Annotated in this window: 22 protein-coding genes and 2 pseudogenes; 17 read left to right on the forward strand and 7 right to left on the reverse strand. The window is 73.2% G+C overall.

Annotated features, from left to right (window positions below; genetic code table 11):
• Positions 1–145: 145 nt before the first annotated feature.
• Positions 146–466 carry a nuclear transport factor 2 family protein gene (locus ACMA1D_RS25000; protein WP_414726252.1) on the reverse strand — a complete coding sequence of 107 codons (321 nt, stop codon included), beginning with the start codon at positions 464–466 and terminating at the stop codon, positions 146–148.
• Positions 467–708: 242 nt separating this feature from the next.
• The gene (locus ACMA1D_RS25005) at positions 709–1,218 is read right to left on the reverse strand and encodes a nuclear transport factor 2 family protein (RefSeq protein WP_414726253.1); all 510 of its coding nucleotides are present in this window, start codon (positions 1,216–1,218) and stop codon (positions 709–711) included.
• Between the two features lie 441 nt (positions 1,219–1,659).
• On the opposite strand from ACMA1D_RS25005, the gene ACMA1D_RS25010 reads away from it, so the two are divergent.
• Positions 1,660–2,481: a hypothetical protein gene (locus ACMA1D_RS25010; RefSeq protein ID WP_414726254.1), complete on the forward strand. Its 822-nt coding sequence runs from the start codon at positions 1,660–1,662 to the stop codon at positions 2,479–2,481.
• Between the two features lie 262 nt (positions 2,482–2,743).
• Here ACMA1D_RS25010 and ACMA1D_RS25015 read toward each other — a convergent pair whose 3' ends face one another.
• The gene (locus tag ACMA1D_RS25015; protein ID WP_414726255.1) at positions 2,744–3,382 is read right to left on the reverse strand and encodes a pyridoxamine 5'-phosphate oxidase family protein; all 639 of its coding nucleotides are present in this window, start codon (positions 3,380–3,382) and stop codon (positions 2,744–2,746) included.
• A 46-nt stretch (positions 3,383–3,428) separates the two neighbouring features.
• Here ACMA1D_RS25015 and ACMA1D_RS25020 point away from each other — a divergent pair, with 46 nt between their 5' ends.
• The 4 genes from ACMA1D_RS25020 to ACMA1D_RS25035 all read left to right on the forward strand — a co-directional run bounded on the left by ACMA1D_RS25020 (position 3,429) and on the right by ACMA1D_RS25035 (position 8,039).
• Positions 3,429–3,791: a DUF488 domain-containing protein gene (locus tag ACMA1D_RS25020; protein ID WP_414726256.1), complete on the forward strand. Its 363-nt coding sequence runs from the start codon at positions 3,429–3,431 to the stop codon at positions 3,789–3,791.
• A 340-nt stretch (positions 3,792–4,131) separates the two neighbouring features.
• Positions 4,132–5,325: an argininosuccinate synthase gene (locus ACMA1D_RS25025; protein WP_349991999.1), complete on the forward strand. Its 1,194-nt coding sequence runs from the start codon at positions 4,132–4,134 to the stop codon at positions 5,323–5,325.
• Positions 5,326–5,422: 97 nt separating this feature from the next.
• Positions 5,423–6,865, forward strand: coding sequence for an argininosuccinate lyase (gene argH / locus ACMA1D_RS25030; protein ID WP_414726257.1), 1,443 nt, complete (start codon positions 5,423–5,425; stop codon positions 6,863–6,865).
• Positions 6,866–7,142: 277 nt separating this feature from the next.
• Complete coding sequence (locus ACMA1D_RS25035) at positions 7,143–8,039, forward strand: LysR family transcriptional regulator (protein WP_414726258.1); 897 nt, start codon at positions 7,143–7,145, stop codon at positions 8,037–8,039.
• 88 nt (positions 8,040–8,127) lie between these two features.
• On the opposite strand, the gene ACMA1D_RS25040 is transcribed toward ACMA1D_RS25035, so the two are convergent.
• Positions 8,128–8,898 carry an SDR family oxidoreductase gene (locus ACMA1D_RS25040; protein WP_414726259.1) on the reverse strand — a complete coding sequence of 257 codons (771 nt, stop codon included), beginning with the start codon at positions 8,896–8,898 and terminating at the stop codon, positions 8,128–8,130.
• A 451-nt stretch (positions 8,899–9,349) separates the two neighbouring features.
• Between ACMA1D_RS25040 and ACMA1D_RS25045 the strand changes: the two genes are divergently transcribed.
• Positions 9,350–9,898, forward strand: coding sequence for a TetR/AcrR family transcriptional regulator (locus ACMA1D_RS25045; protein ID WP_414726260.1), 549 nt, complete (start codon positions 9,350–9,352; stop codon positions 9,896–9,898).
• Positions 9,895–11,568: an MFS transporter gene (locus ACMA1D_RS25050; RefSeq protein ID WP_414726261.1), complete on the forward strand. Its 1,674-nt coding sequence runs from the start codon at positions 9,895–9,897 to the stop codon at positions 11,566–11,568. The genes ACMA1D_RS25045 and ACMA1D_RS25050 overlap by 4 nt, the downstream gene beginning before the upstream one ends.
• Positions 11,569–11,726: 158 nt before the next feature.
• On the opposite strand, the gene ACMA1D_RS25055 is transcribed toward ACMA1D_RS25050, so the two are convergent.
• A complete protein-coding gene (locus tag ACMA1D_RS25055; RefSeq protein ID WP_414726262.1) occupies positions 11,727–12,395 on the reverse strand; it encodes a lysophospholipid acyltransferase family protein in 669 nt (222 codons plus the stop codon).
• A gap of 249 nt (positions 12,396–12,644) precedes the next feature.
• Between ACMA1D_RS25055 and ACMA1D_RS25060 the strand changes: the two genes are divergently transcribed.
• From ACMA1D_RS25060 to ACMA1D_RS25075, 4 genes are all read left to right on the forward strand, one after another.
• Positions 12,645–13,796, forward strand: a complete 1,152-nt coding sequence (locus ACMA1D_RS25060; protein ID WP_414726263.1) for a glycerophosphodiester phosphodiesterase — start codon at positions 12,645–12,647, stop codon at positions 13,794–13,796.
• An 825-nt stretch (positions 13,797–14,621) separates the two neighbouring features.
• Positions 14,622–15,176 (forward strand): sigma-70 family RNA polymerase sigma factor, encoded by a 555-nt coding sequence (locus ACMA1D_RS25065; RefSeq protein ID WP_414726264.1) that lies wholly within the window; start codon positions 14,622–14,624, stop codon positions 15,174–15,176.
• A 117-nt stretch (positions 15,177–15,293) separates the two neighbouring features.
• Positions 15,294–15,794 (forward strand): GNAT family N-acetyltransferase, encoded by a 501-nt coding sequence (locus tag ACMA1D_RS25070; protein ID WP_349991988.1) that lies wholly within the window; start codon positions 15,294–15,296, stop codon positions 15,792–15,794.
• Between the two features lie 280 nt (positions 15,795–16,074).
• Positions 16,075–17,157, forward strand: coding sequence for a hypothetical protein (locus tag ACMA1D_RS25075; protein ID WP_414726265.1), 1,083 nt, complete (start codon positions 16,075–16,077; stop codon positions 17,155–17,157).
• A gap of 167 nt (positions 17,158–17,324) precedes the next feature.
• On the opposite strand, the gene ACMA1D_RS25080 is transcribed toward ACMA1D_RS25075, so the two are convergent.
• Both ACMA1D_RS25080 and ACMA1D_RS25085 read right to left on the reverse strand, forming a co-directional pair.
• Positions 17,325–17,879, reverse strand: coding sequence for a hypothetical protein (locus ACMA1D_RS25080; protein WP_414726266.1), 555 nt, complete (start codon positions 17,877–17,879; stop codon positions 17,325–17,327).
• Complete coding sequence (locus ACMA1D_RS25085; RefSeq protein ID WP_414726267.1) at positions 17,872–18,240, reverse strand: hypothetical protein; 369 nt, start codon at positions 18,238–18,240, stop codon at positions 17,872–17,874. The genes ACMA1D_RS25080 and ACMA1D_RS25085 overlap by 8 nt, the downstream gene beginning before the upstream one ends.
• Before the next feature lie 692 nt (positions 18,241–18,932).
• Here ACMA1D_RS25085 and ACMA1D_RS25090 point away from each other — a divergent pair.
• The 6 genes and pseudogenes from ACMA1D_RS25090 to ACMA1D_RS25115 all read left to right on the forward strand — a co-directional run.
• Positions 18,933–20,003 (forward strand): methionine ABC transporter ATP-binding protein, encoded by a 1,071-nt coding sequence (locus ACMA1D_RS25090; RefSeq protein WP_414726268.1) that lies wholly within the window; start codon positions 18,933–18,935, stop codon positions 20,001–20,003.
• Positions 20,000–20,662 (forward strand): annotated as a pseudogene (locus ACMA1D_RS25095) (methionine ABC transporter permease); the annotation flags it as partial. The gene ACMA1D_RS25090 and the pseudogene ACMA1D_RS25095, both read left to right, overlap by 4 nt.
• 396 nt (positions 20,663–21,058) lie before the next feature.
• Positions 21,059–21,904, forward strand: a complete 846-nt coding sequence (locus ACMA1D_RS25100; protein ID WP_414726269.1) for a MetQ/NlpA family ABC transporter substrate-binding protein — start codon at positions 21,059–21,061, stop codon at positions 21,902–21,904.
• 143 nt (positions 21,905–22,047) lie between these two features.
• Complete coding sequence (locus ACMA1D_RS25105; protein ID WP_414726270.1) at positions 22,048–22,686, forward strand: GNAT family N-acetyltransferase; 639 nt, start codon at positions 22,048–22,050, stop codon at positions 22,684–22,686.
• Positions 22,687–22,891: 205 nt separating this feature from the next.
• Entirely contained in the window at positions 22,892–24,124 is a 1,233-nt protein-coding gene (cbiE, locus tag ACMA1D_RS25110; RefSeq protein WP_414726271.1) for a precorrin-6y C5,15-methyltransferase (decarboxylating) subunit CbiE, read from the forward strand.
• Between the two features lie 210 nt (positions 24,125–24,334).
• Positions 24,335–25,560, forward strand: a pseudogene (locus ACMA1D_RS25115) (hypothetical protein); the annotation flags it as partial.

Raw genomic sequence — 25,560 nt, forward strand, 5'->3', positions numbered from 1 at the left:
TCCCCCCGGAGGGTGGTTCACCCGGCTCCTCTCATCGGGTCCCGTCGGGGCCCGCACCGTCGGGCCGTCGCCGGTCGTACGGGCCGGCTGCTCCGGCCGGCGTGCCGGGGCGAGCCGGGCGGGTGCCGCCCGGTCGCCGCACCGCTCAGCCGGGGCCGGCCGCGAAGTGGCTGATCTTCCCGTCGGTCAGGGTGAACGTCCACGCGGAGGAGAGGTCGCCCCAGATGTCGTTGTGGTAGCGGGCCCGCAGCGAGAGCCCGTCGGCCGACTCCCATTCGACGTCCATCCTCGGGTGGGAGGTGAAGATCTCCCGCTCGGCCCATTCGGCGAGGTGGTGTTCCTTGCCGTCGTCGGTCATGGTCGCGTCCGGGGTGAGGGCGGCCCACAGCGCGTCGCGGTCACAGGCGTTGACGGCGGCCACGAAGGCGCGTACCGCGGGTTGGGACAACTGGTCGTTGAGGCTCATGGGGCGGGGCCTTTCCTGGCGGTCCTGTGTGCTCCGGGCCGCCCGCGCGGTCGACCGGCGAGGGGCGGCGGCACGGCCTGGGGGTGCGCCGGTCCGGGACGCGGCGCGGGGGAGTGCCGGCTGACGCGCGCGGGCGCCGGCCGACCCGGGTCTGCGCTGGCCCGGCGGGGCCGAGCGGCAGGGGAGCGGGGCGGTAGGGGCAGTACGGGCGGGTGCGTGGGGGAGCGTACGGGGCCAGCCGGTCAGCCGGTGGGTGCGCCGTCGGTGGTGGAGCCGGAGCCGGAGCCGGAGGCAGAAGCAGAGGCCGGGGCGGGGGCCGCGGCGGTCTGCTGCTCGGCGGCGGGCGCGGGCACCCCGCTGAGCGCCTTGGCCAGTGCGTGGGTGTCCTCGAAGAGCCGGTAGCGGCTGATGTGGTCGCCCTCCACGGTGACGTGGGCGGCGAACGGCGTGTGGAGCTTGGCCCCGGTGGCCTTCACGGTGTCCGTGAGGTGACCGATGATCACACCGTGCTCCCCCTCGACCACGGTGTGGGTCACGGTGAACTCGTCGGTGGCCAGGTACTGGTGCAGGAGGTGGAAGAACTCCGCCACTTCGGCCCGCGAGGAGCGCCGCCCCGACCAGGGCGTCGCACCGGAGGCCGGCGCGTCCCAGTCGACGTCCTCGGCGAACAGCGCCACCGCGCCGTCCAGGTCCCGGGCGCGGGTCTTGGCCAGATAGGTCTCGATGATGGCGCGGGTGCTCTCTGTGGACATTCCGTCGGCTCCTTCTGCACGCGCTTAAGTCAGCGTGTTCCAGGCTCGCACTGTTCCCCCGACACTGCGACACCTTCCCACATCTTGCCCCGGCCGGCCCGTACGCGAGCCGCGCCGGGCGCGTCAAGGCCCGGCAGATCAAGGGGTGTTGGGCTCAAACGCCGACCCACGGGACGGAACCCGGGAGATCGCGGTCGCCGACGGCCCCGCCCACCGCCCGGCCGCGCGCCTCCCCAACTCCGCCGGGGACCAGACCACCGCGCGCCTGCCCAACCCCCTACGGCCGGCCCTCCCTTGTGGGGGCAACGTGCCGCGCGACTCGCCCCTTTCGTAGGCCCGGCCGCAACCCCGCAGGGCCGGCCGGCTCCTCAGCCCCACGGCCACCCCGTACAGCCGGAAAAATCCGGTGCCGACGTCGCCCCGGCCTCCTAGGCTGCGCGGATGCGCACTTTGGACCCGTCGGCGCCGCACGCCGCCGACCTCGCCCCGCTGGCCGACCGGCCCTGGCACCTCGACACCCACCGTGATGCGACGGCACATCTGGTCCGGCTCGGCTGGACGCCGTGCGGCGTCGGGGACTGGGCCGTCGGCCTCCGCTCGCCCAGTGGCCACCTGGCCGCCCGCGTCTGCCCCTTCGACCCGGCGTACGCGGCCTTCGTCGAACTGTGCCGGCGCTGCGCGGGCAACCCGTACCTGCCGCGCGTGGAGCGTGCCGAAGTGCTGGACGGCGGGGGTACGTTGACGATCCTGGAGTTCCTCGCCCCACTGGACGGCGCCAAGGCCGTGGAGGTCAAGCGGCAGTGGGACGCGCTGCCGGCCTCCGCGGCCGGACTGCCGGGCACTGGCGGGGCGGGCCCGACGGGTCTCGGCACCGAGCCGCCCCGGGCCGCCGACGGCGCTGCGGGCAAGGGCGCCGCGGGCGCCGCCACCCCGCTCCCCGCGCTGGCCGACGACCCCGACTTCATGGCCGTGTACCGCGCCGCGCACCAGGTGAACGCCGAGTTCCGGGCGACCATGCCCTGGTGGGACGGCATCGACCTGAACGAGGGCAACGTACGGCGTGCCCTGGACGGGCGCACCACGCTCATCGACGTCTTCTGCATGGACGGGGCCGCGCTCTACGCCCAGGTCATCGCGGACGCCGACGTGGTGCGCACCCGGATGGGCGAGGAGCACACCCGCCATCTGCTGGACATCCCGTACATCGCCCGGGAGAGCAGCCCCGAGGAGATCCGGGTGCTGCGTGAGGCGTGGGGCCGCTGACGTACCCGTGGACGTGCCGCTGACGCCCCCGCTGTCCGACCCGCCTGCGGCTCGGGCCGCCCGCTGAGGCACCGCGCGTGGCCGGTCGCGCCGTTGCGACCACGCCACGCCGGAACCTGGGGGCCCTTCCGGACCCGTGTGACGGCCTTCCTGCGGGCCTCCCGTCCCGCACGTCAGGCACCGGGAGGTACGGCCAGGCAGCCGCTCCGCGCGGCTGTGCCCGGGGTGCCGTGTCAGGGGCGCTGCGCCCCGGACGTGGTGGCTATCCGCGACCCGGGCCCGCCCCCACCCCGTCGGGCGCCGCGCCCGGCTCGCTGCGCGGCGTCGGCGGCAGGGGCAGCGGCAGGCCGGGCAGGCCGTCGATGCTGGTGCCGATGTACTCCTTCTTCTGGAAGTACGCGGCGAGCGAGGCGTCGTCCTCGCGGGCGAAGCGCCGGGCGTGGGTGTCGCGGTCGGCCCGGTAGTCCATCAGCGGGACCGCGAAGCCACAGGTGTCCCGGATGTGCTCGGCCGTGACCAGGATGATGGCGCGCAGCCCGTGCGGCGTCGGGTCCACGGCGGGGAAGTGCCGCAGCAACTCGGGCCAGCGCGGGTCGTCACGGAAGACGGGTTCGCCGCGCCCGTGCACCCGCACGATGTTCGGCGGCCCGTCGAAGGCGCACCACATCAGCGTGATGCGCCCGTTCTCGCGCAGGTGGGCGATGGTCTCGGCGTTGCTGCCGGCGAAGTCCAGATAGCCGACGGTCAGCTCGTCCAGCACGGCGAACGAGCCGGACACGCCCTTCGGCGACAGGTTGACGGTGCCCTCGCCGTCCAGCGGTGCGGTGGCGGTGAAGAAGACCTTCTGCTCTTCGATGAAGGTGCGCAGCCGCCCTTCGATGCGTTCGTAACTCTTTCCCATGCCTTCCATGATGGAAGGGGGCGCTGGACGATGACTGGAGGCGATCATGTCCCGAGCCGTTGACGTACGGGTGCGGCGGGTGTACGAGGAGCCGGAGGCGGCGGACGGCACCCGCGTCCTGGTCGACCGCATTTGGCCGCGCGGCCTGGCCAAGGCCGCGGCGGAACTGGACGAGTGGTGCAAGGACGCGGCCCCGTCCACGGAACTCCGCCGCTGGTACGGCCACGACCCGGACCGCTTCCCCGAATTCAGCCGCCGCTACGCGGCAGAACTCACCGACCCCACCCCCCGAGCCGCCGTGGCCCACCTCCACACCCTGGCCGCCGAAGGCACGCTCACCCTCCTGACGGCGACGAAGGATCTGGAGATCAGCCATGTGCAGGTGCTGGCGGATGCGGTGCGGGGGTGAGGGGCCGCTCCCTCGGTAGCGGGGGAGCGTGGGGGAGGTGGCTCCGCGATGTGGGTGGGGCGGTGCACCTGTGAGGTGGTGAGTCCTCGCGCGGCCCACCGGGCGGCGTCTTGGGCACTGGGCGGTCCCTGCGCGGCCTGGGCGCACCGGTCATTCCGTACGGGCCGGGCTGCGGATGCCTGACCGGCGCGGCATCCGCGCGAAGGCTAACCGTCCGTGCCGTTTCGCGTAGCGAATCTACGGATGCGTGCGCCTACGCGCCCCGCGTTGCCACATTGACGAACCATGCAGAGCGATGCATACTTATGCCAGTCAGCGTATGCATCGTAAGGAGAAACCCGTGACCGAGCGCGTCGTACTCGCCTACTCGGGCGGCCTTGACACCTCCGTCTGCATCGGTTGGATCGCCGAGGAGACGGGCGCGGAGGTCATCGCCGTGGCCGTGGACGTCGGACAGGGCGGCGAGGACCTGGACGTCATCCGCAAGCGCGCGCTCGCCTGCGGTGCGGTGGAGGCGGAGGTCGCCGACGCCAAGGACGAGTTCGCCGACGAGTACTGCCTGCCGGCGATCAAGGCCAACGCGCTCTACATGGACCGGTACCCGCTGGTCTCCGCGCTCTCCCGGCCGACCATCGTCAAGCACCTGGTGGCCGCGGCCAAGAAGCACGGCGCGACCACCGTGGCGCACGGCTGCACCGGCAAGGGCAACGACCAGGTGCGGTTCGAGGCCGGCATCTCCTCGCTCGCGCCCGACCTGAAGTGCATCGCGCCGGTCCGCGACTACGCCATGACCCGCGACAAGGCCATCGCCTTCTGCGAGGAGAAGAACCTCCCGATCGCGACCACCAAGAAGTCGCCGTACTCCATCGACCAGAACGTCTTCGGGCGTGCCGTGGAGACCGGCTTCCTGGAGGACATCTGGAACGCGCCGATCGAGGACGTCTACGACTACACCTCGAACCCGGCCACCCCGCGCGACGCCGACGAGGTGATCATCACCTTCAAGGAGGGCGCGCCGGTCGCCATCGACGGCAAGCCCGTCACCGTCCTCCAGGCCATCCAGCAGCTCAACGAGCGCGCCGGAGCGCAGGGCATCGGCCGGATCGACATCGTCGAGGACCGCCTCGTCGGCATCAAGTCCCGGGAGATCTACGAGGCGCCCGGGGCCATCGCGCTGATCACCGCGCACCAGGAGCTGGAGAACGTCACCGTCGAGCGCGAACTGGCCCGCTACAAGCGGCAGGTCGAGCAGCGCTGGAGCGAGCTCGTCTACGACGGCCTGTGGTTCTCGCCGCTCAAGCGGGCCCTGGACGGCTTCATCGCCGAGGCCAACCAGCAGGTCTCCGGCGACATCCGGATGACCCTGCACGGGGGGCGCGCGGTGGTCACCGGACGGCGCTCGGAGCAGTCGCTGTATGACTTCAACCTGGCGACCTACGACACCGGCGACACCTTCGACCAGTCGCTGTCCAAGGGCTTCATCGAGATCTTCGGCATGTCGTCGAAGATCGCGGCCAAGCGCGACCTCGCCTGAGCGCTACCCTCGCCAGCAGCCACCGCCTCCTCGCCCTCGCGGCGGGGAGGCGGTCGCACACCCGCCACCTACGCATGCGATTTCCGAGGAGCAACAGTTGAGCAGCAACAGCGGTGACGTCCGGCTCTGGGGCGGCCGGTTCGCCGACGGGCCGGCCGAGGCCCTGGCCGCCCTGTCGGCGTCCGTCCACTTCGACTGGCGGCTGGCCCCGTACGACATCGCGGGCTCGCGCGCCCACGCGCGCGTGCTGCACACCGCCGGGCTGCTCACCCAGGACGAACTGGAGCGCATGTTGGCCGGGCTCGACCAGCTCGAAGCCGACGTCGCGTCGGGCGCCTTCGTCGGCACCGTCGCCGACGAGGACGTGCACACCGCCCTGGAGCGCGGCCTGTTGGAGCGGCTCGGGCCCGACCTCGGGGGCAAGCTGCGCGCCGGCCGGTCGCGCAACGACCAGGTCGCCACCCTGTTCCGGATGTACCTGCGCGACCACGCGCGGATCATCGGCGGCCTCATCGCCGACCTCCAGGACGCGCTGGTCGCCCTGGCCGAGGCGCACCCGGAAGCGGCCATGCCCGGCCGCACCCACCTCCAGCACGCACAGCCGGTGCTCTTCGCCCACCACGTGCTCGCCCACGTACAGGCGCTCGGTCGGGACGCGGAGCGGCTGCGGCAGTGGGACGAGCGGACGGCGGTCTCCCCGTACGGTTCCGGTGCGCTCGCCGGGTCCTCGCTCGGGCTGGACCCGGAGGCGGTCGCGGCCGACCTCGGCTTCGAGCGCGGCGCGTCCGGCAACTCCATCGACGGCACGGCCGCCCGCGACTTCGTCGCCGAGTTCGCCTTCATCACGGCGATGATCGGCGTCGACCTGTCCCGGATCGCGGAGGAGGTGATCCTGTGGAACACGAAGGAGTTCTCGTTCGTGACGCTGCACGACGCGTTCTCCACCGGCTCATCGATCATGCCGCAGAAGAAGAACCCGGACATCGCGGAGTTGGCGCGCGGCAAGTCCGGCCGGCTGATCGGCAATCTGACCGGCCTGCTCGCCACCCTCAAGGCGCTGCCGCTGGCGTACAACCGCGACCTCCAGGAGGACAAGGAGCCGGTCTTCGACTCCTGTGACCAACTGGAGGTCCTGCTGCCCGCCTTCACCGGCATGATGGCCACCCTCACCGTGCACGAGGAGCGGATGGCGGAGCTGGCGCCGGCCGGGTTCTCGCTCGCCACCGACATCGCCGAGTGGCTGGTGCGGCAGGGCGTGCCGTTCCGCGTCGCGCACGAGGTCGCCGGCGAGTGCGTCAAGGTGTGCGAGGTCGCCGGCATCGAACTCGACGAGCTCACCGACGAGCAGTTCGCGGCCATCTCGCCGCACCTGACGCCCGAGGTGCGCTCGGTACTGAGCGTCTCCGGCGCGCTGGCCGCACGCGACGGCCGTGGCGGCACCGCGCCGTCCGCCGTCGCCGTCCAACTGGGCGAGGTCAAGGCCGACCTGGCCGCCCAACGCGAGTGGACCGAGGCCAAGCGCCAGCACGGCCGCGTCTGATCTTTTGCCTTCATCCCCTTCACGACGAACCGGGCGGGCTCACTGCGAGCCCGCCCGGTTCGTCGTTTCCGCGGGTTGCGGGCGTGGTGGGTGGTGGGCTCGTGGGCCTTCCCTACGCGGACGGGCCCGTACGGGGAAGACCCGACACCTTCGCCGTACGCGGAAGATCCCCGCGCACTGCGCCGTTGACCAGCTTCGGTGGCACGGTCGCGGGCGTTGGCGGCCGGGTGATGACGGGGCGGGCGGTGGTCCGCGGCCAGGGGAGGGGCGGGGGACGATGAGCCTTCGGCAGTTCGAGTACGCGTTGGCGGTCGCCGAGCACGGCTCGGTGACGGCGGCGGCCGAGCAGTTGCACGTGGCGCAGCCGTCGGTGTCGCAGCAGATCCGCGGCCTGGAACGGGAGCTGGGCGTGGAGCTGTTCGCCCGCACCTCCAGCGGGCTCGTGCCCACCGTGGTCGGGCGGGCGTTCCTGCGGGACGCGGAGGTCGCGGTGAGCGCGGCCCGCCGGGCGCGGGCGACGGCGCGGGCCGGCGCCGCCGAGTGGGAGGGCGAGTTGGTGGTGGCGGTGCAACTGGGGTACGGCACCCGGCAGTTGCCGCGGGCGCTGGCCGTCCTGCGCCGCCGCTCGCCGCGCCTGGAGATCACCGTCTTCGAGGAGCCTGGCGCCGCCGAACTGGAGCAGCTCGGCCGGCGGGGCGTGCTGGACCTGGCCCTGATGGGGGCCTGCGAGCGGGCCCCGGCCAACGCGCACCACCTGGGACACGAGGAGTTCGTCGTCATGCTCGGCGTCGGGCACCCACGGCTCGCCACGGACCGCGTCCGTTGGGAGGATCTGGCGGGCGAGCCGTGGGTGCGGTTCGACCGGGACAGCGCGCTCGACGGCGTGCTCCTCGAAGCGCTGCGCGAGCACGGGCTGCCCCCGACCACCGCCGCCCGCGTGTCGCAGACGGCGACGGCGGCGCGTTGGGCCGCGCACGGGCTGGGGGCCACGCTCATCCCGTCCTCCGCGGTGCCCCGGGGCTGCGAGCACCTGGCGCGGCCGGTGTTCCCGGCCGTCTCCCAGCCCGTCATCGCCGCGCTCCGGCACAACGCGGGCCCGGCGGAAAAGGCACTCCTCGAACTGCTGCGCCAGGAGAACTGGTCCGCCGCCGAATTCCTGGCGCCGCTCGCCTGACACTCTCCCCCTGAACCCGCCGGCTTTTTCCCCGATGGGAAAACCGTGGCGGCGGAATTCTCCCCGCTGCCCCACGGGGAATCTCCCGCTACCCCCGCGGGAATTCCCCGCCGTCCACCACGAGGTTGCTCCGGGTCAACCAGCTCGCCCGTGGTGAGACCAGGAACAGCACCGCCTGCGCGATGTCGTCCGGCTGGCCGTAGCGCCCGAGCGGGACCGGGGCGTCGGCGCCCTCCGCGCCCGCGCCGAGCGCCGCCCACTGCTCCCGGGTCCGGTCACCGCCCGGCGTGGCGACCCGGCCTGGCGTGACGGTGTTGACCCGTATCCCGTGCGGCGCAAGCTCCACGGCCAGGCCCCGGCTGTAGGACTCCAGCGCCGCCTTCGCCGCCACGTAGTGCAGGAACGGCGGCGGGGTGAGCGGCAGCACGGCAGACGACACGTGCACGACCGCGCCCGTGCCGCGCTCCCGCATACCCGGTGTGAGCAGCGCGTCCAGCCGTACCGCGGCCAGGAAGTTGAGGTCGAGCGCGTCCTGCCACACCTCGTCCGGGATGCCCGCGGCGCTCTCGTACGGCTGCGCGCCGCCCGCGTTGTTGACCAGGATGTCCACCCCGCCCAGCGCTTCCTGCGCGGCCGTGGCGATGGTCTGGGCGCCGGCCCTGGTGCGTACGTCGGCGGCGACGAAGTCGGCCCCGTGCGCCGTCTGGCCCGTCGCCGACCTGGCCGTGGTGAGCACCTGGGCGCCCGCGTCCAGGAGGTGGCGCACGATGGCCGCGCCAATGCCCCGCGTGCCGCCCGTCACCAGGGCCCGCTTTCCCGCGAGGATACGGTTTCCGGTCGCGTTCTCCACCGTGGTCATGTCTTTCGGTCCTCTCCCTGATGCGGGTTTTAGCTGCCGAATTCTGAGGAATACAAGGGGCTCTCGAAGAAGGTGTCGGGAGGGAATCCGAGGGTGTCGGAGTTTCTTTTACGGGAATCCCTGATGTGGGCCACAGAGTCCGATTTGGCTGGCCTCTCCGACGCTCTCTTCGAGTGATTTCACCGTAGGCCCGGGAAGGAAAGCGAGGCAAAGACGAAATGTCAGTGCGGGGTATAGGGGATTCCTATGAGGTGTGGGGGCGTACCGCGCCGAAAGTGGTCGGATGCGGGCGTACGGGCATCGATCATCGCCAGGCGCATCGAGTCCGGCGCATGCGGGCGAGTAGGGATGGGGGGACAGTGGGGTGTGGCGGTGCGCTTCGGTGCCGCCGGCGGCTGGTGGGGGTGGCATCGATGAGACATTGTTGTCTCATGTGAGGTAGCTTCGTCTCATGTCTGTGGATAGAGACCAGGTGCTGCGGGCCGCGGCCACCCTGCTGACCCGCAAGGCCACCGCGTCGATGGACGAGATCGCCAAGGCGGCCGGGATCAGCCGGGCCACCCTGCACCGCCACTTCGCCGGGCGCGACGCGCTGATCAGGGCCCTGGAAGAGCTGGGGCTCGCCCGGTTCGGGGCGGCGCTCGACGCCGCGGACATCGAGCAGGGCGACGTACCGCAGGCCCTGCGCAGGCTGGTCGCCCACACCCGGGACGAGGCCCCCCTACTGGCCTTCCTGACCACCGAGAACCAACTCTTCGAGGGCGAGGTGAACGCCGGCTGGGACCGGCTCGACGCCCGGCTTACCGGCCTCTTCCAACGCGGCCAGGAGCGCGGCGAAGTCCGCGTCGACCTGACCGCCGCCTGGTGCGCCGAGGCGCTGTACGGCCTGCTCGGCGCCGGCGCCTGGGCCGTGCACAACGGCCGGATCGCCCCCAACGACATGGAACGCATGGTCGCCGAGCTGCTGCTCGGCGGCGTGCGACGGAGCATGGAGCAATGAGCAGTCAGATAGCCGCCTCGGGGCACGGTGCCCACGCCGGCGACCCGGGACACGGCGCCCACCCCAGCGACCAGACGCCGCGGCCGGGCCGCTGGCTGGCGCTGGCCGTGCTGGTGCTCGCGGTGCTGCTGGTGGCCGTGGACGCCACCGTCCTCGGCCTCGCCACCCCCTTCCTCAGCGAGGACCTCAGGCCCTCCGGCACCCAGTTGCTGTGGATCGGCGACGTCTACTCGTTCGTCATCGCCGGCCTGCTGGTCTCCATGGGCAGCCTCGGCGACCGCATCGGCCGCAAGAAGCTGCTGCTGATCGGCTCCGTGGCGTTCGGCGCGATCTCCGTGCTCAACGCGTACGCCACCAGCCCGGAGATGATGATCGTCGCGCGGGCGCTGCTCGGCGTCGCCGGCGCGACCCTGATGCCCGCCACCCTCGCCCTGATCCGCAACCTCTTCCACGATCCGCGCGAACGCAGCCTGGCCGTCGGCATCTGGGGTGCGATGGCATCGGCCGGCGCGGCCGTCGGGCCGGTCGTGGGCGGCTTCCTGCTCGAACACTTCTGGTGGGGCTCGGTCTTCCTGATCAACCTGCCCGTCATGGCCGTCCTGGTCATCGTCGGCAGCCGGATGCTCCCCGAGTCCCGCGACCCCTCGCCCGGGCCCTGGGACCTGCCCAGCGTCGGCCTGTCCCTGGTCGGCATGATCGGCGTCGTCTACACCGTCAAGGAGGCCGCGGCACACGGCCTGAGCTGGGACATCCTCGTCACCTGCGCGGTCGGCGTGGGCGCCCTGACCTGGTTCGTACGCCGCCAGCTCACCCTGCCGTCGCCGCTGCTGAACATGCGGCTCTTCCACCACCGGGGCTTCTCCGGCGCGGTCCTCGCCGACCTGTTGACCATCCTCGGCCTGTCCGGGCTGGTCTTCTTCCTCTCCCAGTTCCTCCAACTGGTCCAGGAGCGCGAGCCGCTGGAGGCCGGCCTCGCCGAACTGCCGGCCGCGGTCGGCGCGGTCTCGGCCGGCCTGGTCGCCGGCCTGGTCGCGCGCCGCTTCTCGGTCCGCATCGTGGTCTCCGGTGGTCTCGCGGCCGTCGGCCTGGCGCTCGCCGCGCTCACCTGGTTGCAGGCCGATACGGGCTACCCGCTGCTCGGCGCGGTGCTCCTGGTGGTGGGCGTGGGCGCCGGCTTCTCCTTCACCGTCACCGCCGACGTGATCCTCTCCAGCGTGCCCAAGGAACAGGCCGGCGCCGCCTCCGCGGTCTCCGAGACGGCGTACGAACTGGGCGCGGCGCTCGGCATCGCCCTGCTCGGCTCCATCGTCACCGGCGTCTACCGCGACTTCTCGACCCCGCCGGGCACCCCCGAGCACGTCTCATCGGAGGCCCACGAGTCGCTGGGCGGCGCCGTCGAAGCGGTGCGCGGCCTCCCCGACGCGCAGTCCAACGCCCTGCTCGACTCGGCCAAGGAGGCGTTCGTCGACGGCCTGCGGATCGCGGCCGGGGTGGGCGCCGCGGTGCTGCTGGCCACGGCGGTCGTCGCCTGGTTCCTGCTGCGCGGCCAGCGGCTGGCGAACACCGCGGCGGAGGCGGAGTTCCTGGCCGATGCGGGGGCCGGTACCGGCACCGGCGGCACGACCGGCGCCACGGCCGCCGCCGCGCAGGAGCAGCGGGGCGAGGACTGAGGGAACGCCGCGGATACGACCGGCCCGCGGGCCGGAACCGGCGCGGGTCACTCGGCTCGACCCCGACCGGTGCGCACACGCAGAACCGCCCGCCAGCGTCGTTCGGCTGGCGGGCGGTTCCGGTGGTACGGGGCGGCGGCAGGTGCCGCCGCGGTCCGTCAGGCGGCGCGGGCCTTCGTCGCGTACACGTCCACGTACTCCTGGCCGGAGAGCCGCATGACCTCGCTCATCACCTCGTCGGTCAGCGCCCGCAGGACGTAGCGGTCGCGCTCCATGCCGTCGTAGCGGGCGAAGTCCAGCGGGGCGCCGATGCGCAGCGTGACCGGGGCGATGTGCGGGCGGCCCTTGCCGCCGGGCTGCACCTTGTCGGTGCCGATCATCGCGAACGGGACCACGACGGCGCCCGTCATCAGCGCGAGCCGGGCGACGCCGGTACGGCCCCGGTACAGCCGGCCGTCGGGGGAGCGGGTGCCCTCCGGGTAGATGGCGAACACCTTGCCCTCTTCGAGCACCCGGCGCCCGGTCATCAGCGCGGCCACTCCGCCGCGCCCACCGTCGCGGTCCACCGGGATCATGCCGCTGGTCCGGAAGAACCAGGCCATCAGCCGGCCCTTGACCCCCTTGCCCGTCACGTACTCGTCCTTGCCGATGAAGTACACCGGGCGCTTGACGATCAGGCTCACGAACATCGAGTCGATGAAGGTCACGTGATTGCCGGCCAAGATCACCGGGCCGTCCCCCGGAATGTGCTCCGCGCCCTCCACCTTCGGGCGGAACAGGACGCGCATGAGCACTCCGAGGATCGCCTTCAGCACGATGCGGGACAACGGACCCCTCCGGTCAGTGTGGTCGGCTACGGCGCGTGGTGCGCGCCCCGCGGGGGGTCACCGACGGCACCGGTGCGCCCGCGCAGGTGAGGACGATACTCGTGGGTACCGCCGGTACGCACACCGGGCCGGCCCGCCGCTTCGCGAGGTTGACGGTTGTTCGTGCCCCGTTGGGGCCGATGTCTCCGCCGGGCAAGGTGGGGACGCCTACGATCGGCGCCTCGCACAACAGGAGACTGAGGAGTACCCATGGAGCAGGAGCAGCGACCCGGACGGCGCACCCTACTGGGCGCCGCGGCCGTCGGAGCCGGAGCGATGGTGCTGTCCGGCACGGGCACGGCCGCCGCCACCGGGCGCGGTCCCTGGCACGGCCACCACGGCACGCCCGACCTGCCGGTGCCCACGGTCGTCGCGCACCGGGGTGCCAGCGGCTACCGCCCCGAGCACACCCTGGGCTCCTACCAACTCGCCCTCGACATGGGCGCGCACGTCATCGAGCAGGACCTGGTGCCGACCAAGGACGGGCACCTGGTCTGCCGGCACGAGAACGACATCACCGGCACCACCGATGTCGCGCAGCACCCGGAGTTCGCCGACCGCAAGACCACCAAGACGGTCGACGGCACCAAGCTGACCGGCTGGTTCACCGAGGACTTCACGCTCGCCGAGCTGAAGACCCTGCGGGCCACCGAGCGCATCCCCGGCACCCGCCAGCAGAACACGCTCTACAACGGGCGCTGGGAGGTGCCCACCTTCGCCGAGGTCCTGGAGTGGGCGGAGCGCGAGGGCCGGCGTCGCGGGCGTCGCATCTGGCTGCACATCGAGACCAAGCACCCCACGTACTTCCGCAACATCGGTCTGGAGCTCGAACCGCGCCTGGCCAAGCTGCTGCGCGCCTACGGCCGGCACCGGAAGAACTCGCCCAACTTCGTCCAGTCCTTCGAGCCCACCAGCATCGCGCGGCTGCACAAGCTGGTCAGTTGCCCCGGCGTGGTGCTGCTCTCCTCGCCCTCCTCGCGCCCGTACGACTTCGTCGAGTCCGGCGACCCGCGCACGGTGGCCGACCTGATCACGCCCAAGGGCCTGGCCTGGATCGCCGGCTTCGCGAGCGGCATCGGCCCGGACCTGTCGCTGGTCATCCCGCGCGACAAGAGCGGCAAGCTCGGCACGCCCACCACGCTGGTCCGGGACGCGCACGCCAGGAAGCTGCTGGTGCACCCGTACACCATGCGCAACGAGAACAGCTTCCTGCCGCTCGACTTCCGCAAGGGCACCGACCCGGCCGCGTACGGGGACGCCTTCGGCGCGTTCAAGGCGTACTTCGCCACCGGCATCGACGGCATCTTCTCCGACAACCCGGACACGGCGCTGCTGGCCCGCGCGGACTTCGTCGGCAAGTAGTTCCTGCGGGGGCGGAGGGGGCCGCGGGGCTGTGAGGCCGGTGCGTCCCGCGCGGCTCCGCGGCCTGGCCCGGGTCTCCCGGCCGGGTGCTCGTACGAGTTCCTGACCGGGTCCCGCCCCGGGGCTTCGGCTGAGGTCCCGCCCGGGGCATCGGCCGGCGTCCCGCCTGGTCCTCCGCCGCTGCGGGTTCGGCCTCCTTCGGGGGGAGGCCGAACCACATGGCAGCGGCGCGCGTCGCGACGGGGGAGTCGGCGGCGTCACCCGCGCCCCGGACCGGTCACCGCACCGGCCCGGGGCGGTCGTGTTCCCGGCGCCGGGTGGCCGGCCGGGGCGCGGCCCGGCCGGCAGGCGGCAGGCCGCTCCCGTGGCCGGCGCCCGGTCGCTGGCGTCCGGTGCCCGCATGTCGGACGCGCCGCGGACCGGATGCCGGACACCCCGCGGCCCGTGCGCGTACCTGGCGCAAAACGACCGTCGGTGGTCGAACGCGCCGCATCTCGACGGGGCCCGTCAAGCGCCGTGACCTGCCGCGCGCTCGGTCGGGTGATGCGCCCCGCCCACGGCAACCGGGGCCGGACGGGCGCTGTCTAGCGCGGCATGGACCTCCCCACCGCCGCGCCCCGCCACCGCCCGCACCCACCAGCGGCGCACGCACCCGCAACGCACGCACCCGTCGCGGCCCCGCCCCCGCCGTACGCAGGCCACCCGGCGCGCACTACGCACACCACCAGGACCGGCAGCCTCGCTCCAGCCGCTCCAGCCGCTCCAGCCGCCCCGACTGCCCCGACCGCCCCCGCGGACCCGGTTGCCCCGCCCGCCCCACTGGCCGTGCGGCCGGCCAGGTCCCGGGCCGGTGAGCAGTTGCTCGCGGCGCTCGGCCCGCTGCTGGCCGCGGAGGCGGCGGCCGAGGCACACGCCGCCGGGCTCGACCCCGCCGACCTCGAACAGGGCGTCTGGCTGCGCCTCCTGGAGCGGGCCGCGACCGAGGGCCCGCCGACCCGGCCGGCGGGGTGGGCCGCCTGGCTGCGCGCGGCGGTACGCGCCGAGGCCAGGGGCGAGCGGCGGCGGGCGCGCCGGGAGGTGCCGTACGACACGGCGGACGGCGAGCCGGCGCACCCCGCGGCGCCGGAGGTCGAGCGTCTCGCCGAGCGGGCCGACGAACTGCGCCGGGTACGGGCCGCGGTGCGCCGCCTGCCCGGCAGGTGTCCGCGGGTGCTGCTGGCGATGATGTCGACCAAGGATGCGACCTACCGTGAAATCGCCGGTGAGTTGGGAATCTCACAGGGGAGTCTGGGGCCGGTACGTTCCCGTTGCCTTGGATGCCTGCGCAGAATGCTGATGGCGGAGGTTGCAGCTCCTGAACCCTGGGGAAGGGAGCGATAGACAATCGGCGCCACGGAGACGACGCCTAGCCCGCGGCGACTCCTGTCAGGGCACCCACGCTCGGCCGCACCGCCACCCTCACCGCGGCCCGAGCACTCACCGAGGAGGCATGCGCACATGGGCATGAGCGTGACCATCTCTCCGGCGACCGCGCAGGACGCCGAGCAGATCCTCAAGCTCCAATACCTCTGCTACCAGAGCGAGGCCGAGCTGTACGGCGACTACTCCATCGAGCCGCTGACCCAACCCCTCGACGACCTCCGTGCCGAGCTGGGCAACGGCTGGGTGCTGGTGGCCCGGCTCGGCGAGGAGGTCGTCGGGTCGGTCCGGGGCGCCGTGCACGCGGACGGCACCGCGGCGATCGCCAAGCTGATCGTCCACCCGCGCATGCAGCGGCACGGCCTAGGCGGCCGGCTGCTGGCCGCGATCGAGACCCGGCTGGCGGCCGAGCAGGTCAAGCGGTACCGGCTGAGCACCGGCCACCGCAGCGAAGGCAATCTGCGCCTGTACCGCAAGTGCGGCTACGCCCAGATCGGCACGGAGCAGGTCAGCCGCTCGCTGAGCATGGTCACGCTGGAGAAGCGGGCCTCGGCCGAGGCGTTCGCAGCCAGCGCCTGACATGCCGGCACCGGGGCCCGCGCCGTACGTACGCGTGGTCGCCGGTCCTTGTCCGCGGTTGTCGTTCACGGCCGTCGTTCCTGGTCCTAGTTCGTGGTCAAGGCCCGCCCCGAGTGCGGGCCTTGACCATGTCCACGGCCAACGGCCATCGGCCCGTACCGGTGAATCCGGCCGCCGGCGACGGTACGCTGACCGGGTCGGGGCGGCCGGCGCATCCGCTCCCTGCCCGACGGCCCAACTCCGTACGTGCCCCAGGTCGCCCACCGCGAGGGGAGCGGTCATGCGGTCCAGCCAGGTCAGCGACGACATCGGTGCGGAGCAGGAGTACGCACGGGCGCGCCGTGCGGCAGCCCTCGCCACCAGCGCGGCAGTTGCCGCAAGCGCCGCAGGGGGCAGTGCGGACCGGGCCGGGTTGGACCGCCTCGGGGCCGCCCTTGAGGCCGCCGACCGCTCACTGGCCAGCGCCGATCCCGTCCGACTCGCCCTGCGTACGGCCTATCTGGAACGGGTGGCCGCACAGGCGTCCCGCTATCGGCTGCGCCGCGAACCGTGGGCTGACTCCCTCCGTACCGCCTGCCGTCACCTCGGCCCGCGCGACGACCTCGTGACCCGGCTGCGGGCCGCGTCCGTCGCGGTGGGCGAGCAGCCGAGCGCCGGTGAGGTGCGCCGGCTCGAAGGGGCGCTGCACACGCTGCACGAGGCGATGGAGCGGTCGGGCGGCTCGGGCCCGGCGGTGACGCTCGCGACGTGGCGGCTGGCCAAGTGGTACCGGCAGCTCTTCCTCGCGGAGCCGCTGGCCCGCACGGTGGCCAGGACGGTCGATCGGCTCCCCGTGTCCGACCCGCTGACCTGTGGCGCGGGGGGCCGGGCCGCCGGGTTCTGCGGGGACGTCGGCCAGGTGGAGACGGCGCGTGACCTGTACGCGATGGTCGCGGCCGACGCCGAGCAACGGCTCGCGGGCCAGCACGGCACCGCCGCCCGGGCCGAGTTGGCCGCGGTACGCCTGCGGATGGCCGACCACCACCTGCTGAACGGCGCGGCGGTGCGGGCCGAGGCCCTGGTGCGCACCGTGTCGGACACCGTCGCGCCGCGGGCGCCGGCCTCGGCGACGGAGCGCCGCGCCGCCGCTGACCTGGCACGCACCCGCGCCGCGGCGCTGGCCCTGTTGCCGGACTGTCTGTTGGCCCAGGGCCGGCGGTCCGAGGCGCACGCCGCCTACTGCGCCCTGTACGAGCGGCTGACCGGCGCCGCCCGGCACACGCCCCGCACCGCGAGCGCCGCCAGCGCGGCGTACCGCGCCGTCCTCTACACCGGCCGGGAGTGGCACCGCGAGGGCCCGCCGACCGACCGGGACACGGCCTGACGCGACGGCGCGGAGGGACGCGGAGGCGCCAGGACGCGAAGGTGGGAAGGGCGGCGTGGCGGACGCGCCGGATGCGGCGTGCGCGGAGGGCCGCGGCGGACGTGACGGGCTTGGCGGACGCTGCGGGCTTGGCGGGAACGCCCGCCGCGCCCGCAGGCGGTCAGCCGTCAGCCGTCGTGCGTCGCGTCGTTCGTTGCCGTGCCGGTCGCCGCGTCGGCCGTCGCCTCGCGTCGGGCCCGGCGCAGCCAGAGCAGGCCGGTCACCGGGAGGAAGATCGGGATGAAGAGGTAGCCCATGCCGTAGTCCGACCAGACCGTCTCATCGGGGAAGGCGGAGGGCTCCACCAGGGTCCAGGTGCCCACCACGAGCACGCCGACCAGCTCCGCCGCGCAGCAGACCAGGGCCGCCCGGCGGGCGCCGTCGCCACCGCGCACCAGCGAGAGCGTGATGAAGGCGTAGACCGCGGCGGACACGGCCGACAGCGCGTAGGCGAGCGGTGCCTCGTCGTACTGGGCGATGAGCTGATAGAGCGAGCGGGAGGCCGCGGCGACCGTGAAGACACCGTAGAGGAGGACGAGCATGCGGCCCGGGCCCTCGCCGATCGCCCGGCGCCGCTGCGGTGCCGCCGGGTCGGGGGCCTGCGGCGCACCCACCGCGGGCCGCGCCGTCGGGGCCGGTCCCGGCGTGGCCGCCGGCGGCTCACGGTGTTCCGACTCAGGCATGGCCGCCTCCCCACACGTCCCACAACCGCACCTCAAGCACCGCGAGCACCACCGCGCCGGCGGCGACCGTCGCCGAACCCCAGCGGGTCCGCTCCGTGAGCGACATGAACGCGACGGCCGGGACGGCACACGCCGCGCCGATCAGGTACGCGACGAAGATGGTCGTACCGCCGTCGGGCTTGTCGCCCTGGGCCAGCCGCACGATCCCGACCACCAACTGCGCCAGGGCCAGCACCGTCACCACGGCCATGCCGATGAAGTGCCAGTCCTTGGTCGGCTCGTCGCGGTAGGCGGCGTGGCCGCACCAGGCGGCGAGGGCCAGGGCGGTCAGACTGACCACCCACGTCAACGCGTCGAACACCGGCACCTCCGCGCGGGGCTGCGCGCGGGGCGGGGGCGCACACAGGGATGGACAGCCATACGACGACTCTAATGGCCTCCACCGCAGCCCCGGCCCACGGCCCCGGCCCGCGCCCCCGGGCGGCCCGGGGCCCCCGCCGGGCCCGGCTCACCGTCGCTCCCGCCGCCGTACGGGCCGTGGCCTTGACCACAGCGACGGTCATGGACGATCTTGGGACACCCCAGGGGATGCGTACCTTTTATCCGATATTTGCGCAGGTCGCGGCAGTTGTCGCAGGGGTGGCTGTGTCCGCGCGGCCATGATCGTGTAGAGTCCATACTTTGATCGAGTGGTTCCACGATGTGGACGTGCTTGATCGAGCCATGTGCATGTCTGGTTTACTTGCCTGCATGACCACTACGAGCAACCGCGCACTTGCGACCGAGGCGAACATGACGCCCGGTGCTCGTTGTATGTGTCGAATGTGCGACCGCTGAGGGCCCCAGCCGGAGCCTCGCGCCCTGAAGCGAGACCGTGTGCCGCAGTACGTCCGTATCACCGCGTACGACGTCGGACGCGCCCTGCGTCGCCGGAAGCCGGAGCCGGACAGTGATGACCTGCTCCCCGCCCCACTCCGTATGCCGCGTTCCGCAATGAATGCCCCGTGCCGGCGACCCAATCCGCCGCGCACTCGACAGTGACGGAAACCCCCTGTGATCACCACGACGGGCCTGACGAAGGTCTACCGCTCACGAGGCCGCGAGGTCACCGCGCTCGACGGCGTCGATCTGCACGTCCGGGAGGGCGAGGTGTTCGGCGTCGTCGGCCAGAGCGGCGCCGGCAAGTCCACCCTCATCCGCTGCGTGAACCTCCTGGAGCGCCCCAGCTCCGGCACGGTCACCGTGGCCGGACAGGACCTGACCGCGCTCGCCGGCAACGGCCAGCGCGCGAGCGCCGCCCTGCGCCGCGCCCGCAGCCGCATCGGCATGGTCTTCCAGCACTTCAACCTGCTCTCCTCGCGCACCGTCCAGGCCAATGTCGAACTCCCGCTGGAGATCCTCGGCATATCCGGCAAGGAACGCTCGCGCAAGGCGCTCGAACTGCTGGGCCTGGTCGGCCTCGCGGACAAGGCCAAGTCCTACCCGGCGCAGCTCTCCGGCGGTCAGAAGCAGCGCGTCGGCATCGCCCGCGCGCTGGCCGGCGACCCCAAGGTGCTGCTCTCCGACGAGGCCACCTCCGCGCTCGACCCCGAGACCACCCGGTCGATCCTGCAACTCCTGCGCGACCTCAACCAGGAACTCGGCCTGACCGTGCTGCTGATCACGCACGAGATGGACGTCGTCAAGACGGTCTGCGACTCGGCCGCGCTCATGAAGGGCGGCCGGGTGGTGGAGACCGGCACCGTCGCCGAACTCCTGGCCACCCCCGGCTCCGAGCTGGCCCACGAGCTGTTCCCGGTCGGCGGCGAGCCCTCCGCGACCGGCCGCACCGTCGTGGACGTCACCTTCCTCGGCGAGGCCGCCACCCAGCCGGTGATCTCCCAGTTGGCGCGCACGTACAACATCGACATCTCGATCCTCGGCGCGGCGATGGACACCGTCGCCGGGCGGCAGGTCGGCCGGATGCGGATCGAACTGCCCGGCTCGTACGAGGAGAACGTGGTGCCGATCGGCTTCCTGCGCGAACAGGGGCTGCACGTCGAAGTGGCGCCGAAGGACACGACGCCGCCCATCGTGGGCCTGGCCGCAGCCGACTCCACCCCGGCCAAGGAGGGTGCCAAGTGACCTGGTCCGAGATGTGGCCCGCGCTCAACGACGCCAGCATGGACACCCTGTTCATGGTGTGGTGGTCGACGCTCTACGCGGTGCTCGGCGGGTTGCCGCTGGGCGTGCTGCTGGTCCTCACCGACCGCGGCGGCCAGTTGCAGAACGTCGTCGTCAACAAGTTCATCGGCGCCGTGGTGAACATCGGCCGCTCGCTGCCGTTCATCATCCTCATCGTCGCGCTGATCCCCTTCAGCCGCTTCGTCGTCGGCACCTCCATCGGCCCCTCGGCCGCGGTGGTGGCGCTGGCGATCGGTGCCATCCCCTTCTTCGCCCGGCTGGTGGAGACCGCGCTGCGCGAGGTGGACGGCGGGCTGGTGGAGGCCGTGCAGTCGATGGGCGGCGGCACCTGGACCATCGTCTTCAAGGTGCTGCTGCCGCAGGCGCTGCCGTCCCTGATCGCCGGCCTGACCACCACCGTGATCACGCTCATCAGCTACTCGGCGATGGCCGGCGCGGTCGGCGGCGGCGGGCTCGGCAACCTGGCGATCGTCAACGGCTACCAGCGCTCGGACGACCGGCTGATGCTCGTCACCGTCATCCTGCTGATCGTCGTCGTCACCTTCGTGCAGATCGTCGGCGACCTGGCGGTACGCCTGATCGGCCGCCGCACCGGCACCGTCCCCGCCGGGCGGAGCTGGCTGCGGCTGCCGGGGGCCCGCAAGCCGGCCGCCACCGCGAGCACCAAGGCCACGGCCGCCGACGTCGAAGCCGGGACCGGGAGCGGCGCCGCCGCCACGGTGCCGGCGCAGACCGCGACCGCCACGGTCGCCGAGGCCACCGCGGTCGCCGAGGCCACGCGGCCCGACGACGAGTCCGCCGCACCGGCCGGCGGGCGCGCCGGCTGAACCGGTCACGCCCGGCGACACCCGAACCGGACGGGCGGCCACCCAAGCCAGCAGGCCGCCCGCCCCACCAGAACCACCCGTCCCCGTCCCCATCCGCCCGGACCCTTTGCCGGGCATACCCTCTCGACCGCGAGTGTGTCGAGTAACGTCCAGAAAGAGGCACTCTTCGTGCGTACCACCACCAAGCTCACCGCCGCAGCCGCGGTCGCCGCCGCAGCCGCCATCGCCCTCAGCGCGTGCAGCGCGCCCTCCGACTCCAAGGACGACGGCGACAAGGACTCGCCGCTGATCGTCGCCGCGAGCCCCACGCCGCACGGCGACATCCTGAAGTTCGTCAAGGACAACCTGGCGAAGGAGGCGGGGCTGAAGCTGGAGGTGAAGGAGTTCAACGACTACATCCTCCCCAACACCGCCACCGAGAACGGTGAGGTGGGCGCGAACTTCTTCCAGCACAAGCCCTACCTGGACGAGTTCAACAAGAAGCACAAGACCCACATCGTGCCGGTCGTCAACGTCCAGATCGAGCCGCTCGGCCTGTATACGAAGAAGGGCAAGAAGCTCTCCGACCTGGGCCCCGGCAGCTCCATCGCACTGCCCAACGACGTCAGCAACGAGGGCCGCGCGCTCAAGCTGCTCGCCGACAACGGTCTGATCGTGCTGAAGGACGGCATCGGCAGCGACGCCACCCTCAAGGACATCAAGGACAAGAAGGGCATCGAGTTCACCGAGCTCGAAGCCCCGCAGATCCCCGCGCGCCTGAAGGACGTCGACGCCGCCGTCATCAACGGCAACTTCGCCATCGGCGCCAAGCTCAAGCCCGCCACGGACGCCCTCGCACTGGAGAAGGGCGAGGGCAACCCGTACGCCAACTTCCTCGCCGTCAAGGAGGGCAAGGAGGACGACCCGCGGGTCAAGAAGCTCGCCAAGCTGCTGAACACGCCCGAGGTCAAGAAGTTCATCGAGGACAAGTACGAGGGCGCCGTCATCCCGGCGTTCGGCGCCCCGACGAGCTGATCCACCCTCCGGCTCCCGACGGCCCCGCGCACCCCCCGGGCGTGCGCGGGGCCGTCGCGCATGGCACATTTACGGCCGCATGCTGCATGCTTGTGCACTCAGACGGCCCCGGGCACGTACACCTCTCCGCGTTGGAGCAGCGCATGACACGCACCTTTCCGGACGTATCGATCAGTACGGACCGGCTGGAGCTGCGCCCCTTGGAGCTGGCCGACGTCCCGCCACTGACCGACATGATGAACGACGAACAGATCGTGGCCTGGACCTCGGTCGGCCACCCCTACACCGCCGACCGGGCCCGCGACTGGATCGTCAGGCGTGCCCCGAACGAACGCGTCCAGGGGCGCGGCATCGTCTTCGGCGTATCGGAGTTCCTCACCCAGCGCCTGGTCGGCGTCGTCACCCTCTTCCACACCGACTGGCGCACCCTGTCCACCGAGATCGCCTACGTCACCGCGCCCTGGGCGCGCGGCGAGGGGTACGCCAGCGAATCCGTCCTGGCCGTGGCCGACTGGCTGTTCCGGGCCCAGAAGTTCGAGCGCCTGGAACTGCGCACCGCCGCCGACAACACCGCGGCCCAACAGGTCGCCCAGAAGATCGGCTGCATCAGCGAGGGCGTGCTGCGCAACGCCTGGATAGCGCGGTCGCGCACCGAGGACGGCGGCTGGGCGGACATCCGTACCGACCTGATCGTGTGGAGCCTGCTGCCCGAGGACCTCGAAGGCGGCCCCGAGCAGTTCGCCGACGGCTCCGGGTACGCGCCGCTGCCGAGTTGGCGCTGAGCGGCCCGCACCGCCGGTCTGGACCACCCGGGGGTACGCTCACGGTGTTCCGCTCCGCAGCCCGGCCGCCGGCCGGCGTGCGGGGAATGTTCGTATTCGCCCGCCGGGTTTCCCGCGATCTGCCCGCGCCACCCCGCCCGTGCCCGGGGGCTTGCCCCGAGCCCCCGCGGGCGCCCGCGATCACAGCCCAGGAGACTGACGAAAGATGGCCGACCGCGTCACGGTGATCGGATGGGACGGCTCTCCCTTGACGGACGCGGCCCGCTCCGCGCTCGGCGCCGCCACCCTGGTCGCGGGCGCCGCCCACCACCTGGCCAGGCCCGAAGTGCCGCCCGCCGCCGAACGCATCCGGCTCGGCAGCGTGGACCTCGCCGCCCGGCGCATCGCGGGGCACCGCGGCTCCGCCGTCGTACTGGCCGACGGCGACCCCGGCTTCTTCGGCGTCGTCCGTGCCCTGCGCGCGCCCGAGCACGGCCTTGAGGTGGAGGTGGTGCCCGCCGTCTCGGCCGTCGCCGCCGCCTTCGCCCGGGCCGGCATGCCCTGGGACGACGCCCAGGTGGTCAGCGCCCACAGCCGGGACCTGCGCCGGGCCGTCAACGTCTGTCGGGCGCACCCCAAGGTCGCCGTCCTCACCTCGCCGGGTGCTGGCCCCGCCGAACTGGCCCTGCTGCTCGGCCCCGTCCACCGCACCTTCGTCATCTGCGAGGCGCTCGGCACCGAGCAGGAGCGGATGACCGTACTGACCTCGGACAAGGTCCCCGACCACGTGTGGCGCGACCCCAACGTGGTCATCGTCATCGGCGGCGCAGGCCACGTGTCCGCGCCGAGCGGCGCCCAGACCGGCAGTTGGATCGCCGGCCGCGAGCCCGGCTATCCGCCGGCCATCCGCGGCTGGGCGCTGCCCGGTTCCACCTACGGCGCCACCGCCGACCGCGGCGAGGGCGAGGCGCGCTGGCTGCGCGCCGCCCAACTCGCCCGGCTCGGGCCGCGCGTGGGCGACCTGATCTGGGACATCGGCGCTGGCAGCGGCGGTACGGCGGTGGAGGCAGCCAGATTCGGGGCGGCGGTCATCGCCGTCGACCAGGATGCGGACGCCTGTGGCCGGATCACCGCAGTCGGGCGGCGTTTCCAGGTGCAACTCCAGGTCGTGCACGGCACGGCGCCGCAGGTGCTCGAAGACCTGCCGGAGCCGGACGCGATCCGGATCGGAGGTGGTGGCGCGGCCGTCGTCGCCGCGTGCGCCGACCGCCGCCCCGAACGCATCGTCACCCACGCGGCCACGCGTGACCAGGCAGAAGCCATCAGCCGGGCGCTGACCGACGGCGGTTACGGTGTCGAGTGCGTGATGCTCCAGGCGGTGGAAATGGACGCCCGCGCCTGGTCGGAACGCGACCGCTCGGTCGCCTTCCTGCTCTGCGGGCACCGCCCCCACCCGTGACCTGCGCCCGGTGCGACCGGGGTAGGCTGGCGGACTGTTGTACGGCCGCTCGGCACGCGGCGTCCGCGCGTCCATGACCTGGGCGCACGACCCCGGCCGGGACCGCCGTACGACCAGGGCGGGGGACGCGCCACGTGCCGCACAGCGCGGACGCTCGTTCTTGCTGGAGAGCGGTTGGAAGGACCACGGAGCGATGGGCGAGGGGTACGCATGACCGACACCGGCGACGTCCCGGGCGAGGGATTGCCGGGGAACGCGGGCGGCCGGCCCACCGGGTCGCGCTCCGCCAACGCTCACCACCACGCCGGCACCACCCCCGGCGGCCCATCCGCGGGCCGCGGCCGACAACTGGCCTACTCCTTCGACACCGATGCCGACGCAGACGAACACGAGGACCACGCCGACCACATGGACCAGGGCGAGCACGGTGAAGACGATGATCTGCTCCTGATGCCCGGTGCGCAAGGGGCGTGGATGGAGCAACAGCCGCGCTACCACCAGGCCCAGCCGCCCGCCGCCGGCCCGCAGCCCGGCGCGATCGCGCAGCCGCAGGCCGCGGGGCAGCCGGCAGGTCAGTCGCGGCCCTCAGGGGCGCACGAGGACGGCGGCCGGGACACCGGCTCGTTCGGCTACCCGGACGCCCACGCCGCGCAGGCCGGCCAGCCGCTGCCGCAGGCCGCCCCCGCCGACCAGCCGGCCCGCCGGCCCCTGCACCAGGGCCCGCCGCTGCCTGAGCAGGCCGGCGGCCGGGTGCGCTCGCTCGCCGACCGGGGCCCGACGGGCGCCGCCCGCGCGGCCCGGGCCCACGCCGGCCAGGCCGGTCCCGCACACCCGGACGGAGCGGCCCCCGGGGCCGAACTCCCGGGCGAGGCAACGCCGCTGACCGGCCCGCCGCACGCGGAACCCTGGCCGCACCAGGCCCCCGCCCCGAGCGCCCCGGCTGCGCCCGCCGCCCCGGCGGGCCAGGGCGTCCCGCTGCCCCCGCCCGCCCCCGGTACGGAGACGGCCGCAGCAGAAACGGTCGGTCGTCCCGCCGGACAGGGCGCGCCGCAGGTGACGCCGGATCAGCCGGGCACCACGCCGGGCGCCCCCGCGGCCACCCCCACCGCAGGGGGCGAACTGCCCGCCCCCCGCGCTCCGCAGCCCAACGCCCGCCCCGCGCGCCCGCGCCCGCGAGCACCGCGGTACGAGGCGCCGCGCGTGGTGGGCCGCCCTCCGGTCGCCCACCCGTTGGCGCCGCAGGCCCCGGGCGCGACCGGTACGCAGGGCGGCACCGGAACGCCGGGTGGCGGCTCGGCTGCTCCTGACTCGGCCGCCCCTGGTGCGGCGGCCCCCGGTGCGGCCACTGCCGGTGCCGCGGCCCCCGGCCCGGGCGCGGCGCCGCAGTCCGTGGCTGGTGCGGCCGGCGCCGCCGGTACGCAGTCGGGGCCCGCCAC

This window comes from Streptomyces sp. 796.1 (genome assembly GCF_047525675.1).
GTDB lineage: Bacteria > Actinomycetota > Actinomycetes > Streptomycetales > Streptomycetaceae > Streptomyces.